Genomic DNA, 13,507 nt, shown 5'->3' with positions numbered 1-13,507 from the left:
ACTTACTTAAGGCCAGTGTATCCCTCAAGCTCCTTGCGTGTGACCCACAATTGGAGAGCTTCGATGAAGATGAGCGGAAGAACAGTGCTGGTGACGGGAGGTTCGAGTGGTATCGGGCTTGAGCTTGCCCGCCAGCTTATGGCGCGAGGCAATACCGTGATCGTGACGGGCCGCGATCAGCACAGGCTGGACGAGGCACGGCAACGGCTGCCGGGTCTGCACACGTTTCAAAGCGACGTGCGCGACCCCGCCAGCATCCAAACACTGTTTGCGGCAGTCACCCGTCAGTTCCCGGGGCTCGATACGCTGGTGAATAACGCGGGCGTGATGCGCAATATCAAGCTGGGCGAGGCGCGGGCGCTGGAGGACGTGACTGAAGAGATCGAGATCAACCTCAACGGCCCCATCTGGATGATCCAGCAGTTTCTTCCGTTTCTTCTCAAGCAGCCGCGCGGCTTGATTGTCAACGTGTCGTCCGGGCTGGCGTTTGTGCCGTTTCCGGCGGCGCCTGTCTACAGTGCGTCCAAATCGGCATTGCACGCTTACACCCGATGCCTGAGGGCGCAGCTTCAACACAGCACCGTCACCGTGGTCGAGCTTGCCCCGCCCGGCACGGAAACACCGCTGCTCAGGGCCGAGTTCGCGGAAGAAATGAAGAATGAAAAAGGCATGGATCCGGTGCTGATGGTGCAGCAGTGCATCCGGCAAATTGAAGCCGGGCAACTGGAAATATGCCCGGGCCTGAGCAAGGTGCTGAAGGTGGCCAGCCGGGTTGCGCCGGGCTTGATATTCAAGCAGATGACCAAGCTCAGCCGGCTGGCTCCGTTGCGGCCTTTAATATGATCGGTCGACTCAATGCGCATCCGCAGACGGCTGCTTCGGCGGCTGCACCTTGCGCATCAACGGCACCAGCAGCACGGCGACGATGAAGCACACCATGATCATCAGGAAGGCATCTGCATAGGTCAGCGTTTGCGCCTCGCGCCAGGTCAGTGCCCATAGCTGATGCAGCGCGAACTGGCTGGCATCCAGGCTGTTTTGCCCGAGCAACTGGGCATTGCCTGAAAGCTGCTCAAGCCACACATTCATCGATTCGTTCTGGATGTTCAGGTGTTCTGCCAGGCGCAGGAAGTGCAGGTTGGTGCGGTCGTTGAGCACGGTGGCGCAGGCGGCGATGCCGATGGCACCGCCGAGGTTGCGCATCAGGTTGAACAGGCCGGAGGCGAGTTTCAGCCGGTCGGGGGCCAGTGCGCCGAGGGTCAGGGTGACTACGGGCGGCACTGCCATTTGTTGGGCAAAGCCGCGTATGGCCTGGGGCAGCAGCAGTTCCTTGGCGCCCCAGTCGTGGGTGATGGGGGAGAAGTCCCACATCGACAGGGCGAACAGCGACAAGCCGAACATCAAAATCCAGCGCAGGTCGAAGCGGTTGGCCAGCAGCGCGTACACCGGGATCGCCAGCAACTGGAACACCCCCGTGGAAAACACCGCCAGGCCGATATCCAGCGAGCCGTAGCCGCGCACTCGGCCGAGGAACAGCGGCGTGAGGTAGATGGTGGCGAAAATGCCGATGCCGGTGATGAATGAAAACAGGCAGCCCAGCGCGAAGTTGCGGTCCCGCAGGGCGCGCAGGTCGACAATCGGTTCCTTGATTTCCAGGCAGCGCCAGATAAACAGCCCGCCACTGACGGCGGCGATCCAGGCGGTGGTGGAGATGGTGCTGTCACTGAACCAGTTCCAGCGCGGGCCCTCTTCCAGGGTGTATTCCAGGCAGCCGAGAAACACCGCCATCAGGCCCATGCCGATGTAGTCGGCGCCCTTGAGCAACGACGGGTTGGGGCGGTCGATTTTCACCAGCATCGGCACCGCGAATGTCACGAACAGGCCGGGCACCAGGTTGATGTAGAACAGCCAGTGCCAAGAGGAAATATCGGTGATCCAGCCGCCGACCGCAGGGCCGAGCGTCGGCGCCAGGGACGCGATGGCGCCGATGGTGGACGCGGCGATCACCCGTTGCTTGCCGTTGAAGTACATGAACGCAGTGGTGAACACCAATGGGATCATCGAGCCCCCGAGGAACCCTTGCAAGGCGCGAAACGCGATCATGCTCTGGATGTTCCAGGCCATCGCACACAACAGGCTGGTCAAGGTAAACCCGGCCGCCGACGCGGCGAACAGCCAGCGCGTGCTCATCACCCGCGAGAGCCAGCCCGACATGGGGATCACGATGATCTCCGCGATCAGGTAGGCGGTCTGCACCCACGCCGTATCGTCCGCACCCGCAGACAGCCCGCCGCCGATGTCCTTGAGGGAGGCGGACACGATCTGGATATCGATCAAGGCGATAAACATGCCCACGCACATGGTGGCGAAGGCTGCGACCTTTTGCGCCGTGCTGAGGGCGGGCAGCGGGCTGTTCATAGCTGGGCCTTGAGGGCGCTGGCCTGGTCTTCGAAGGCCTCATTGGTGTTGACCTTGGCCATCACCGACAGGCCCGGGCGCAGGGCGCCGAACTCGGCGTCATTGCTGTCGAGCCGCACGCGCACCGGCACGCGCTGCACGATCTTGGTGAAGTTGCCGGTGGCGTTTTCCGGCGGCAGCACACTGAATTGCGCGCCGGTGGCGGGGGCCAGGCTTTCAATGTGCCCGTGGAATTCACGGCCGGGGAGGATATCGGCGCGGATGCTCACGCTTTGCCCAACCTGCAGGCGCCCCAGTTGGTCTTCCTTGAAATTGGCGTCTACCCACAGCCCTTTTGCGGGCACCACTGCGATCAATTGGGTGCCTGCCGCGGCGTAGGCACCGACCCGGGCGCGGCGGTTGCCCACGTAGCCGTCCACTGGGGCCCGCAGTTCGGTGTAGCTGATGTTCAGTTGTGCCTGGTCGCGTTCGGCCTGGGCCTGTTGCAACGCGGCGCGGGTCTGGCTGCGTTGGGTTTCGATTACGTCGATCTGCCGGCGTGCCGCCATCAGCCCGGCTTGCGCCCGGGAGTGATCGGCGCGGGCGGTCTTCCACACGGCGTTGACCCGTTGCGCGCTTTCCACCGACACGGCCTGGCTGCGCACCAGGTTCTGGTAGCGCGTCTGGTCGTCGCCGGCCCGTTGGGCTTCGGCGTCGGTGGCGTCGATCTGCGCCCTGGCCTGGTTGATCACCGCCAGTTGCAGTTGTTCGGTGGCGTCGAGGTTGGCGAGCGCGGCCTGTTGCGCGGCCACGGCGCCATCGGCCTTGGCCAGGGCGGTGCGGTAGTCCCGCACATCGATGCGGGCCAATACGTCGCCGGCGTGCACGAACTGGTTGTCCTGCACGGCCACTTCGCTGATATAGCCCGGCACCTTGGCGCTGATCACCGTCACATCCGCGCCCACGTAGGCGTCGTCGGTGTCTTCGATAAACCGGCTCACCAACCACCAGTGGCTGGCGTACCAGACGCCGCCCGCCACGGCCAGGGTCAGCAGCCCCAGGCGCAGTACGTGTTTGCGCCGGGAAGTTTTAGTGGGTTCGGGCACAGCGCTGACTTGGGCGTCCATGACGAAATGACCTCATTGAGTATTAGTGGGGGAAGGGGCTGACCAGTTGATCTTTCGCGGCGTAGGCCCGGCCGGCTCGCGCGCGCCACAGGCTCAAAGGCTCGGCATCGGCGGCGACATGCACGCGGTGGCCTTCGCGGGTGATGGGCTTGCCGGTGTTGGCGTCCATCAACGCGAGTTCCACGGGGCGCCCGGTGGCCTCATCGGCGAGAAACACCTTGGGCGATCCCTCGGCATGCCGCGCACCCCAGGCCATCAGCGTGAGAATCACCTGGCGCAAGTCCCGGCCGGCTTCGGTGAGGTGGTACTCGTGGCGGGGCGGGTTGTCCTGGTAGGGGCGTCGCTCCAGCAACCCGTTGGCCACCAGGGTGTTGAGGCGGCGGGTCAGGGTGTTCGAGGCGATCCCGAGGCTCTGGAGGAATTCATCGAAACGGCGCAGCCCGTAGAACGCATCCCGCAGGATCAACAGGCTCCAGCCATCGCCGATGTGCTCCAGGGCACGGGCGACCGGGCAGGGCATGGGCTGGAAGCTGGCTTTCTTCATGAGGCTCTCCGGGATCTGTTGCTAAATATTACGAGAGTAATATTGCACAGTGGATTTCATAATGAAAGTCACTAGGGAGAAATTATTATTGTGATGAGTGCTGCTCGCGGAAATGCAAAAAGCCCCGACATTCGGGGCTTTTCAGAGGTGGGATACTTATCGGCGCAATCGAGGCGCCATGTTCGTCATGCTTGCGCCGGCTCCCTGCAGGTGCGTGAACCCATCCGCCGAGAGCGCCAACCGAGGCCCAGTACCATCAGCAAACCCAGGGCCGCCATTATCGCGCCGGCCAGCGAAATGGCCGGGTAGCCCAGCCCGGCATTGATCACCGCTCCGCCCAGCGCCGCGCCAATGGCATTACCGAAATTGAACGCACCGATGTTCATTGCGGAGGCCAGGTTGGGCGCATCTTTGGCGGCTTCCATCACGCGCATCTGCAAGGGCGGCACCAACGCAAAACTGGCGGTCCCCCACAGCAGGATCGACAAGGCGGCCGGCAGCGGCCATTGCATGAGTACAGAGAACGCCAGCAGCACGGCGATCAGCACCACGAGCGAGGTGATCAAGGTGCGGTCCACCGAACGGTCGGCAGACCTGCCGCCCCAAACGTTACCCAGGGTCAAGCCGATCCCGAAAAGCACGAGCATCCCGGTGACGAAGTTGGTGGAGGCATGGGTGACATCCCGCAGGATCGGGGCGATATAGGTGAACACCGTGAACATGGCGCTGGACCCCACCACGGTCAACGCCAGCGCTGCCAGTACGGGCCCGCGGCCCAGTACGCGGATTTCGGCCATCAGGCTTCCACCTTTGGGGGCTGGCGTATTCGGCAGCGCCCACCACAAGGCAACCATCACGAATGCACCGAGCCCGCTGATGCCCCAGAACGCCGTGCGCCAACCGAAGTTCTCGCCAAACCAGGTAGCCAGCGGCACGCCGCCAATGGTCGCCAGGGTCAGCCCGAGAAACATTGCGGCAACGGCCCCCGCGCGTTTGTCCGGTGCTACCACACTGGCGGCCACGATCGAGCCGATGCCGAAGAATGCACCGTGATTCAGCGATGTCACCAGCCTTGCGACCATCAAGGTCTGGTAATCAGTGGCCAGGGCGGACAGCAGATTGCCCAGGGTGAAGATGGCCATCAGGCCGACCAGCAGATAGCGGCGTGCAACCCTGGCCGTAGCGAGGGTCATGATCGGGGCGCCGATCAGCACGCCCATGGCATAGGCGCTGACCAGCAGCCCGGCCGCAGGAATCGAGACGCCGAGGTCGGCGGCGATACCGGGCAACATGCCCATGGGGGCAAACTCGGTGACCCCAATACCGAAGGCGCCGATGGACAGTGCTACAAGGGGTGGGTTGATACGCATGGGTGACTCCTCATCTTTGTGTCAAATGCTACAATCACGCCTTTTCCAGCAGTAGCCATTGGCAGGGAACTACAGCTTTGCGTGGAGTGCACAAATGGACATAGGCGGGCGTTCGGGGGAGATGGAGGTGTTCGCCAGGGTGGCGGAGCAGGGCAGCCTGTCGGGTGCGGCTCGGGTCCTGGGCCTTACGCCGTCTTCCATCAGCCGGATCATCACCCGCACCGAGCGGCGAATAGGCACCCGCCTGCTGCTTCGCACCACTCGCGCGATCACGCTAACCGCCGAAGGCGAGGCGTACCTGCGCGGCGCACGGCGGATCCTGGCGGACATGGCGGAAGTCGAGGACGCGATTACCGACCAGGGCGCGCCACGGGGGCGGTTGAGGGTCAGCGCCGCGCTTGCACACGGGCGGCTGTTGATCGTGCCGCTGATTGCCGCGTTCAGCGCACGTTATCCCGCCATCGTGGTTGATTTGCGGCTGGGGGATGAGGTGGTGGATATCCTGGGCGGGCAAGCGGACGTGGCGATTCGCTTTGGCCCGTTGGCCGACAGTCCCTTGACCGCGCGCCATATCGGTTCCACCGGGCAGGTCATCGTCGCTTCCCCGGACTACCTGGCGCGCCACGGCACGCCGCGTGTGCCGCAGGATTTACTCAACCACAACTGCCTGCGTTTCAACTTCCGCCGGGCAACACCTGATTGGCCGTTTCGCCTGGATGGGCGCGATTTTTCGCTGAAAGTGGCCGGTACGATCGAGGGCAACAGTGGCGAGGCGCTTTCCCAGTTCGCCAGGCTGGGCGCGGGCATTGCACGCATTGGCGCGTTCAGCGTGGCAGACGACCTGGAACACGGTCATCTGGTGCCGCTGCTTGAGGCGTACAACCCCGGAGACGCGGAGCCGATTCACGCGGTGTTCGTCGGCGGTGCGTCGATGCCCGCGCGAGTCAGGGCATTTATCGACTTCCTGGTGGAACACCACCCGGCGTGAGGGTGACAGGTGACGCAGGCCAATTCCGCCTTTGTGGTGCAATCCTGTCGAATACTTGCCTAATCCTCCGACCTTTCCTTCCCCGCATAGCAACCCGTTGACCGACGGTCTAGAGTCAACCGAGGATCCCTCTACACTACTCAAACTACGTGCGTTCGAACCAAACGGGCCAACGATGCCCAGCGGCGAAGCCCGGCCTTGCCGCCTGAAACACTAAAAAAAATGCAAAACCAACCGATGATCAGCGGGTGAGCCATGGAATTACGAATTAACCAGCAGACCCACCAAGTCGACGCCGAACCCGACACGCCTCTGCTCTGGGTCATCCGCGACAACCTGGGCATGACCGGCACCAAATACGGCTGCGGCCTGGCGCAGTGCGGTGCGTGTTCCGTGCTTGTGGACGGCAACGTGGTGCGTTCCTGCGTCACGCCCGTCTCCGGCGTGGTTGGCCGGGAGATCACCACCATCGAGGCCATCGAGTCGGATGATGTGGGCAAGCGAGTCGTCGCCACCTGGGTCGAGTACCAGGTCGCCCAGTGCGGCTATTGCCAGTCCGGCCAGGTGATGGCAGCCACGGCGCTGCTCAAGCACACCCCCAAGCCGAGTGATGCGCAGATTGAGGCCGCGATGGTCAATCTCTGCCGTTGCGGCACCTACAACGCCATTCATGCGGCAGTGCATGACCTTGCGCAGAAGGGAGAGGCCTGATGAACGTTCGCATCGATCCCACTGCTCTGCCCTTGGTCGCGGGCTTGACTGAACCGGTCAACCTGTCGCGCCGTCGTTTCCTGGCCAGCACCGCCGTGGGCGCGCTGGTGATCGGCTTTGGCCTGCCCCTGGGCTCTGGCCGCGTGCAGGCGGCCACTGCTGCCGCCGCCGGCGAGCGCGGTACGCAGGTGCCGGCCTTTCTGGAGATCCGTCCCGACAACACCATTCGCCTGCTCAGCCCGTTTATCGAAGGCGGCCAGGGCACGTTCACGGCGATGGCGCAGATTGTCGGCGAGGAGTTGGACGCCGACCCGGCCACGTTCCTGGTTGAGTGCGCGCCGCCCGGCGAAGCCTTTGTGGTGATGGAGAATGGCATGCGTATCACCGGCGGCAGTATGTCGGTGCGCATGAGTTACCCGACCATGCGCCGGTTGGGAGCGCTGGCCCGGGCGATGTTGCTGGAGGCCGGGGCGCAGGCGTTGAAAGTGCCGGTGGGTGAGTTGTCGACCGAGCCGGGCAAGGTGGTGCACGCGGCCTCCGGGCGGTCCCTCACGTATGGCGAGCTGGCCGGGCGGGCGATGGACCTGCCGGTGCCGGACGTGGCCAGCGTGAAGCTGCGCGACCCAAGCCAGTTCCGCTGGATCGGCAAGCCGGTGAAGCGTCTGGATGCGTATGACAAGTCCACCGGCAAGGCGCTGTACAGCATTGATATGAAGGTGGACGGCATGCTCCACGCGGCGGTGCAGCATGCGCCCCGGTTGGGCATGACGGTGGGTAGCCTGCGCAACGAGGACCAGGTCAAGGCCATGCCGGGGGTGCACTCGGTGCATCGCCTGCCCGGTGCGGTGGCGGTGGTGGCTGAGCATTGGTGGCATGCCAAGCGTGCGGTGGAGTCGATTCAGGTCGACTGGCTGGAGCCCACGGCTGATTCGAAGCTGCGCGGGATGCCGAAGGATTTTTCCAGCGACGAACACTTCAAGCGCCTCGCCGCGGAAACCGGCCCGGCGCGGGATGATGAGAACGAGGGCGATGTGGCCGGCACGCTGGCCAATGCCAAGACCAAGGTCGAGGCCACGTACCACAACCAGTATCTGCACCATGCGCAGCTGGAGCCGCCTTCGGCGCTGGCGAGCTTCAATGCTGATGGTTCGCTGGAGATCTGGTTGCCGAACCAGGCACAGGATATGTTCCTGGCCGATATCGCCAAGCGCACCGGCCTGGCCCCGGAGCGGATTACCCTGCATTCGCCGCTGCTGGGCGGGTTTTTCGGCCGGCATTTCCTGTATGACTCGGCCAGCCCTTACCCGCAGGCCATTGAGTTGGCCAAGGCGGTCGGGCGCCCGGTGAAGATGATCTGGAGCCGTGAAGAAGAATTCCTGCGGGACGTGCTGCGCCCGGTGGCGGCGGTGAATTTCCGTGGGGCGCTGGACGCTGAGGGCTGGCCGGTGGCGATTGAGGCGGTGAGTGCCACCGAGGGGCCGACCGAGGCCTTGTCGGGCAAACAGGGCGAGAAGATTGACCCGACGGCGCTGGAGGGGTTGTCCGGGAAGTCCTATGCGATTCCCAACAAGCGCATCGCGCAGATCTATGTGAAGGGCCCGGTGATGCTGGGCTATTGGCGTTCAGTGGGTAACTCGCTGAATGACTTTTTCTACGAGTCGTTCCTGGATGAACTGGCGGACAAGGGCGGCAAAGACCCGTTCGAGTTGCGCCTGCATCTGCTGCGGGATAACCAGCGGCTGACCACACTGCTGAAGGCGGTGGGTGAGTTGTCGGGTGGCTGGAAGCGCGGCCCGTTTGTCGCCGAAGACGGCAGCAAGCGCGCGCGTGGGGTGGCGATGGCCTCGCCGTTCGGCACGCAGACGGCGGTGATTGCCGAGGTGTCGATCGAGAACGGGCAGGTCAAGGTGCATGACATCTGGCAGGCGATCGACCCGGGCAGCATCGTCAACCCGGCGATCGTCGAGGCGCAGGTGAATGGGGCGGTGTCGCTGGGCTTGTCTCAGGTGCTGTTGGAGGAAGCGGTGTATGTGGACGGCTTGCCTCGGGCGCGTAACTACGATTTGTACCCGGTGCTGCCGCCTTCGCGGATGGCGCGGGTGCATGTGCGCGTGATCGAGAGCGGGGAAAAAATGGGCGGCATTGGCGAACCGCCGTTGCCCGCCGTAGCGCCCGCCGTGGCCAACGCCGTAGCGGCGTTGACGGGGCAGCGCGTGCGCAGCATGCCGTTAAGCCGCCATTCCTTCACCTGACCGGGGCCTGAGCACTTATGAACAACCGCCGATTCGCAAGAACCGTTGGCTGGCTGGCGCTGCTGTGCCTGGTCGCCGCAGGCCTGCTGGCCTGGTATGTCACCCGCGAGCCTGCGTCGCCGCTGGCGAGCGAGCCCGTTGCCACAGAGCCGGCGCTGGTCGCCCGAGGCGAGTATGTCGCCCGGGTCAGTGACTGTGTGGCCTGCCACAGCGTGCCCAACGGCGCGCCCTTTGCCGGAGGCCTGGAGATGGCCACGCCGCTGGGGGCGATCCACGCCACCAACGTCACGCCGGACCCGGAAACCGGCATCGGCACCTACAGCCTCGCCGACTTCGACCGTGCAGTGCGCCACGGCGTCGCGCCGGGTGGACGCCGGCTGTATCCGGCGATGCCGTATCCGTCCTACGCCAAGCTCAGCGACGATGATGTGCGTGCCTTGTACGCGTTCTTCATGAAGGGCGTGGCGCCGGTGCGGCAGGCGAATATCAAGAGCTCGATCCCGTGGCCCTTGAATATGCGTTGGCCGATCGCGCTGTGGAATGGCGTGTTTACCGATGGCAAGCCGTATGTAGCCAAGGCTGGCAAGGATGAGCTGTGGAACCGTGGCGCCTACATCGTGCAGGGGCCGGGGCATTGCGGCAGTTGCCACACGCCACGGGGCCTGGCCTTTAACGAGAAGGCGCTGGATGAAGGCGGCAAGCCGTTCCTCGCCGGGGCCTTGCTGGATGGCTGGTACGCGCCGAGCCTGCGGGACGATCCCAACACCGGCCTGGGGCGCTGGAGCGAGCCGGAAGTGGTGCAGTTCCTGAAGACCGGTCGCAATAAACATGCGGTGGTTTATGGCTCGATGACCGAGGCGTTCAACAACTCCACGCAGTTCATGAGCGACGATGACCTGGCGGCGATTGCGCGGTATCTCCGGTCGTTGCCGGGGGACAAGGAGCGTGATGGGCCGGCCTGGCAGTATCAGGCGGTGTCGGCTGCAGAACGCCTGGAGGCGCCGGGCGCCCATACCTATGTGACCCGCTGCGCCTCGTGCCACGGGCTGGAAGGCAAAGGGCAACCGGACTGGATGCCGCCGCTGGCGGGTGCTACCTCAGCGTTGGCCAAGGAGACTGCTTCGGCGATCAACATTACCTTGAATGGCTCACAGCGCGTGGTGGCCGCCAATGTGGCGGACGCTTATCGCATGCCGGCGTTCAGGGAGCAGTTGTCGGACCAGGAGATTGCTGAAGTGCTGACGTTTGTGCGCGGCACCTGGGGCAATCAGGGGGGCGCGGTGGATGCGAAGGCGGTGGGCAAGTTGCGCGAGCATACGGGCCCTGCGAGCAGCAGCCCGATCATTCTGCAGATGCGCTGATCGGAAAGTGTGGGAGCGGGCTTGCCCGCGAAAGCGGTGTGTCAGTCAGCAAATTTTTTACTGACCCACCGCATTCGCGGGCAAGCCCGCTCCCACACTGTTAACCGCGTTTTGGCAGCTTCCAGTTCGGCCGGATGAAGTGGCAGGTGTAACCGTTGGGAATCCGCTCCAGGTAATCCTGATGCTCCGGCTCTGCTTCCCAGAACGGCCCCGCCGGTTCGATCTCGGTCACCACACGGCCTGGCCACAGCTTTGACGCATCCACATCCGCCGCAGTGTCTTCGGCCACATCACGTTGCTGTTCGCTCAGGTAATAAATCGCCGAACGATAGCTGGGCCCAAGGTCATTGCCCTGGCGGTTGGGCGTGCTCGGGTCGTGAATCTGGAAAAAGAACTCGAGGATCTGCCGGTAAGTGATCACCGCCGGGTCAAAGACAATTTCGATGGCTTCGGCATGGTTGCCATGGTTACGGTAAGTGGCATTCGGTACATCACCACCGGTGTAGCCGACCCGCGTGTGCAGCACGCCGGGGTAGCGGCGCAACAGGTCTTGCATGCCCCAGAAGCAGCCGCCGGCGAGGAGGGCGGTTTCGGTCGGGTTGGTCATGGTCTGTGCTTCCCGTTGTTGGATACAGCGGTAGTTATGGGGGCGGGTTGGGCAATACCAAGATCCAGGTGTGCGCCGTCGATCGCCTTCGTCCGTGTGGCCCGCGGCGCCATCACCAGGGCCAACACCGGGGCCAGGGTAAACAGCGCGAACAGCCAGCGTGCCGCGTTGGCGACCCCGGTATTGCTCGCCACATCATTGATGCCCGCCATGTTCGAGATCACCCCCGCCAGTGCCGCGCCCATGGCCATGGCGAACAGTTGCAGGGTGGTGATCGACGAAGCCGCCGTGTCCTTGTCCTGCTCCGACGCCACCTGCAGGATGCGCGTCAGCAGGTGCGGCCAGCCCAGGCCGATGCCAAAACCCACCAGGAACAGCCCGAGGCAGATAGGGGCCAGAAGTGTCCATTCGCCCTGACTGGCGATGGGAGTGGTGATGGCCAGCATGATCAGTCCGGCCACGATAAACAGCGGCCCTGCGACGATGGCGCGATGTGGACCACGGCCCGTCCAGCCGGAGCTGAGGATTTCCGAGACGGTCCAGCCCGCCGCCATCAGCGCCGCCATGTAACCGGCAATCAACGGTGACTGCCCGTGCAGGTGCTGCAGGAAATACGGCATGAAAATCTCGCTGCTCATGCCGATCACCAACAAGCACGTGGTCGCATACAGGGCGCAGAGGGGCGTGCTGAACTTCAGCGCATCCCTGGGCAAAAGACGGACCGTGGCCTTGGATTCCTTGCGGATCAACAGCCACACCAGCACCGCACAGGTGGCGATGCCCAGCAGGTTCCAGCCCGGCAGCGACGAAACGCTGCCCGCACACACGGCCAGCACCGCGCCGGCCAGCAGCACCAGTTGCGGCACCGGCAAGCGGGCGGTGGCGGCCTCGGTGGTGTCCCGTGGTGGCAACGCACGGCTGGTGAGCACCATGTACGCTAGGCTCACCGGCACCATCGCGCCAAAGGCCAGACGCCAGGCGTCCATCTCGGCGAACACGCCACCCACCGCCGGCCCGACCAGCGTCGCGACGCCCCACATGCCTGACACCAGCGCCATTGCACGCGGCCACAGACGCTCTTCGAACACCAGTTGGATCATCGAATAACACAAGGCCAGCAAGACCCCGCCGCCCAGGCCCTGGATGAAGCGCCCCGCGAGCATCACCGGCATGCTCGGCGCCAGGGCGCATATCAGCACGCCAACCATGAACACCAGCGTGGCCACGGCATATGCCCGCCGTGGGCCGGTGTGCTGCAAGAGCTTGGAGGTGAGGGCCGAACCGAGGATCGAGGCCACCACGTACAGTGTGGTGCTCCAGGCATAGAGCTCCAGGCCGCCGATTTCCGCGACCACCGACGGCAGGATGGTGGTAGCGATGTAGGTGTTGGTGGCATAGAGCGCGATGCCACCTGAGAGGGCGAGGGAACGGGTGGCATTCTTGCCGCGGAGCAACTCGCCCCAACTGCTGTCTTGGGTGTGCATCAACGATTCCTTGTAATGCGTTCGCGGTGGAACCCGGCGAATGGCATAAGCGTCAGGCCTGGATTAATTAAGCAAGTTATTACTTGGAATATTGAGGCGAGGCGGATTATTTTGCAAGAAATGACTTGGGGAGTCGTGGGAAGAGGCTGCTTGAGGTCTGCGCCGTCCCCCAAAGGCTGGCGATCACACCGTCAATTTTCGGCTGAACTTGGTTTCCATCACGATATGGGACGCGGTGTGCGCCACGCCCTTGATCATATTGATGCGGGTGAGCTCGGCGTTGAGTTCGCTCAGGGTGGCGGTGGCGAGGTGAATGATGAAGTCGGACTCACCCGAGACCGCATACACGGCCTGCACCGCGTCCATCTTGCGCAGCGAGGTCATCACATCGGTGTAGCTCTTGTTGGTGCAGGAGGTCATGGTGAAACAGGTAACCGTCTGCTGCAGCCGGTCCTGGTCGATGCGCACGCTGTAGCCGGTGATGACGCCGGCCTTTTCCAGGCGGGTAATGCGCTCCTGCACCGCAGAGCGCGAGACCCCGAGCTTGCGCGCCAAGGACGCGGTGGGCTCGCGTGCGTTGGCTTGCAGCAGGCCAAGCAATTGCCGGTCCTTGTCGGTGAGGTTGAACAGTGGACCGGGATTCTGCGTATCCATGGGCATGTCATT

12 protein-coding genes are annotated in these 13,507 nt (G+C 63.9%); 5 read left to right on the top strand and 7 right to left on the bottom strand.

All coding sequences use genetic code 11. From position 1 onward, the window contains the following. Positions 1-63: 63 nt before the first annotated feature. Positions 64-843: an SDR family oxidoreductase gene (locus HX875_RS06275; protein WP_177042481.1), complete on the top strand. Its 780-nt coding sequence runs from the start codon at positions 64-66 to the stop codon at positions 841-843. A gap of 9 nt (positions 844-852) precedes the next feature. Here HX875_RS06275 and HX875_RS06270 read toward each other — a convergent pair whose 3' ends face one another. The 4 genes from HX875_RS06270 to HX875_RS06255 form a co-directional block, all read right to left on the bottom strand. Next, a complete protein-coding gene (locus HX875_RS06270) occupies positions 853-2,418 on the bottom strand; it encodes a DHA2 family efflux MFS transporter permease subunit (protein WP_177042480.1) in 1,566 nt (521 codons plus the stop codon). Next, complete coding sequence (locus tag HX875_RS06265) at positions 2,415-3,524, bottom strand: HlyD family secretion protein (RefSeq protein WP_177042479.1); 1,110 nt, start codon at positions 3,522-3,524, stop codon at positions 2,415-2,417. Before HX875_RS06265 ends, HX875_RS06270 begins: the two co-directional genes overlap by 4 nt. A gap of 22 nt (positions 3,525-3,546) precedes the next feature. After that, on the bottom strand, positions 3,547-4,068 hold the full coding sequence (locus tag HX875_RS06260) for a winged helix-turn-helix transcriptional regulator (protein ID WP_177042478.1): 522 nt from the start codon (positions 4,066-4,068) through the stop codon (positions 3,547-3,549). Positions 4,069-4,253: 185 nt separating this feature from the next. Continuing rightward, the gene (locus HX875_RS06255) at positions 4,254-5,438 is read right to left on the bottom strand and encodes an MFS transporter (RefSeq protein ID WP_177042477.1); all 1,185 of its coding nucleotides are present in this window, start codon (positions 5,436-5,438) and stop codon (positions 4,254-4,256) included. A gap of 94 nt (positions 5,439-5,532) precedes the next feature. On the opposite strand from HX875_RS06255, the gene HX875_RS06250 reads away from it, so the two are divergent. From HX875_RS06250 to HX875_RS06235, 4 genes are all read left to right on the top strand, one after another. Continuing rightward, positions 5,533-6,426, top strand: a complete 894-nt coding sequence (locus HX875_RS06250) for a LysR substrate-binding domain-containing protein (RefSeq protein WP_177042476.1) — start codon at positions 5,533-5,535, stop codon at positions 6,424-6,426. A 255-nt stretch (positions 6,427-6,681) separates the two neighbouring features. Next, the gene (locus HX875_RS06245) at positions 6,682-7,137 is read left to right on the top strand and encodes a (2Fe-2S)-binding protein (protein WP_003215609.1); all 456 of its coding nucleotides are present in this window, start codon (positions 6,682-6,684) and stop codon (positions 7,135-7,137) included. After that, a complete protein-coding gene (locus HX875_RS06240; RefSeq protein WP_177042475.1) occupies positions 7,137-9,389 on the top strand; it encodes a xanthine dehydrogenase family protein molybdopterin-binding subunit in 2,253 nt (750 codons plus the stop codon). Before HX875_RS06245 ends, HX875_RS06240 begins: the two co-directional genes overlap by 1 nt. Before the next feature lie 17 nt (positions 9,390-9,406). Beyond that, the gene (locus tag HX875_RS06235; RefSeq protein ID WP_177042474.1) at positions 9,407-10,750 is read left to right on the top strand and encodes a c-type cytochrome; all 1,344 of its coding nucleotides are present in this window, start codon (positions 9,407-9,409) and stop codon (positions 10,748-10,750) included. A gap of 100 nt (positions 10,751-10,850) precedes the next feature. Here HX875_RS06235 and msrA read toward each other — a convergent pair whose 3' ends face one another. The 3 genes from msrA to HX875_RS06220 form a co-directional block, all read right to left on the bottom strand. Beyond that, positions 10,851-11,357 (bottom strand): peptide-methionine (S)-S-oxide reductase MsrA, encoded by a 507-nt coding sequence (msrA, locus tag HX875_RS06230; RefSeq protein WP_177042473.1) that lies wholly within the window; start codon positions 11,355-11,357, stop codon positions 10,851-10,853. Further along, positions 11,354-12,841: an MFS transporter gene (locus HX875_RS06225; RefSeq protein WP_177042472.1), complete on the bottom strand. Its 1,488-nt coding sequence runs from the start codon at positions 12,839-12,841 to the stop codon at positions 11,354-11,356. The genes msrA and HX875_RS06225 overlap by 4 nt, the downstream gene beginning before the upstream one ends. Before the next feature lie 183 nt (positions 12,842-13,024). Next, positions 13,025-13,495, bottom strand: a complete 471-nt coding sequence (locus tag HX875_RS06220; RefSeq protein ID WP_076016960.1) for an Lrp/AsnC family transcriptional regulator — start codon at positions 13,493-13,495, stop codon at positions 13,025-13,027. Between the last annotated feature and the right edge of the window lie 12 nt (positions 13,496-13,507).

The sequence above is a fragment of the Pseudomonas yamanorum genome (assembly GCF_013386765.1).
GTDB classification, from domain to species: Bacteria; Pseudomonadota; Gammaproteobacteria; order Pseudomonadales; family Pseudomonadaceae; genus Aquipseudomonas; species Aquipseudomonas yamanorum_A.
This window is presented reverse-complemented; position numbering and strand designations above follow the sequence as displayed.

Coding starts and splice junctions, on each gene's coding strand:
- HX875_RS06225 (WP_177042472.1), bottom strand. CDS start 12,841: ATGCACACCCAAGACAGCAGTTGGGGCGAGTTGCTCCGCGGCAAGAAT.
- HX875_RS06220 (WP_076016960.1), bottom strand. CDS start 13,495: ATGGATACGCAGAATCCCGGTCCACTGTTCAACCTCACCGACAAGGAC.
- msrA (WP_177042473.1), bottom strand. CDS start 11,357: ATGACCAACCCGACCGAAACCGCCCTCCTCGCCGGCGGCTGCTTCTGG.
- HX875_RS06265 (WP_177042479.1), bottom strand. CDS start 3,524: ATGGACGCCCAAGTCAGCGCTGTGCCCGAACCCACTAAAACTTCCCGG.
- HX875_RS06270 (WP_177042480.1), bottom strand. CDS start 2,418: ATGAACAGCCCGCTGCCCGCCCTCAGCACGGCGCAAAAGGTCGCAGCC.
- HX875_RS06260 (WP_177042478.1), bottom strand. CDS start 4,068: ATGAAGAAAGCCAGCTTCCAGCCCATGCCCTGCCCGGTCGCCCGTGCC.
- HX875_RS06235 (WP_177042474.1), top strand. CDS start 9,407: ATGAACAACCGCCGATTCGCAAGAACCGTTGGCTGGCTGGCGCTGCTG.
- HX875_RS06255 (WP_177042477.1), bottom strand. CDS start 5,438: ATGCGTATCAACCCACCCCTTGTAGCACTGTCCATCGGCGCCTTCGGT.
- HX875_RS06275 (WP_177042481.1), top strand. CDS start 64: ATGAAGATGAGCGGAAGAACAGTGCTGGTGACGGGAGGTTCGAGTGGT.
- HX875_RS06250 (WP_177042476.1), top strand. CDS start 5,533: ATGGACATAGGCGGGCGTTCGGGGGAGATGGAGGTGTTCGCCAGGGTG.
- HX875_RS06245 (WP_003215609.1), top strand. CDS start 6,682: ATGGAATTACGAATTAACCAGCAGACCCACCAAGTCGACGCCGAACCC.
- HX875_RS06240 (WP_177042475.1), top strand. CDS start 7,137: ATGAACGTTCGCATCGATCCCACTGCTCTGCCCTTGGTCGCGGGCTTG.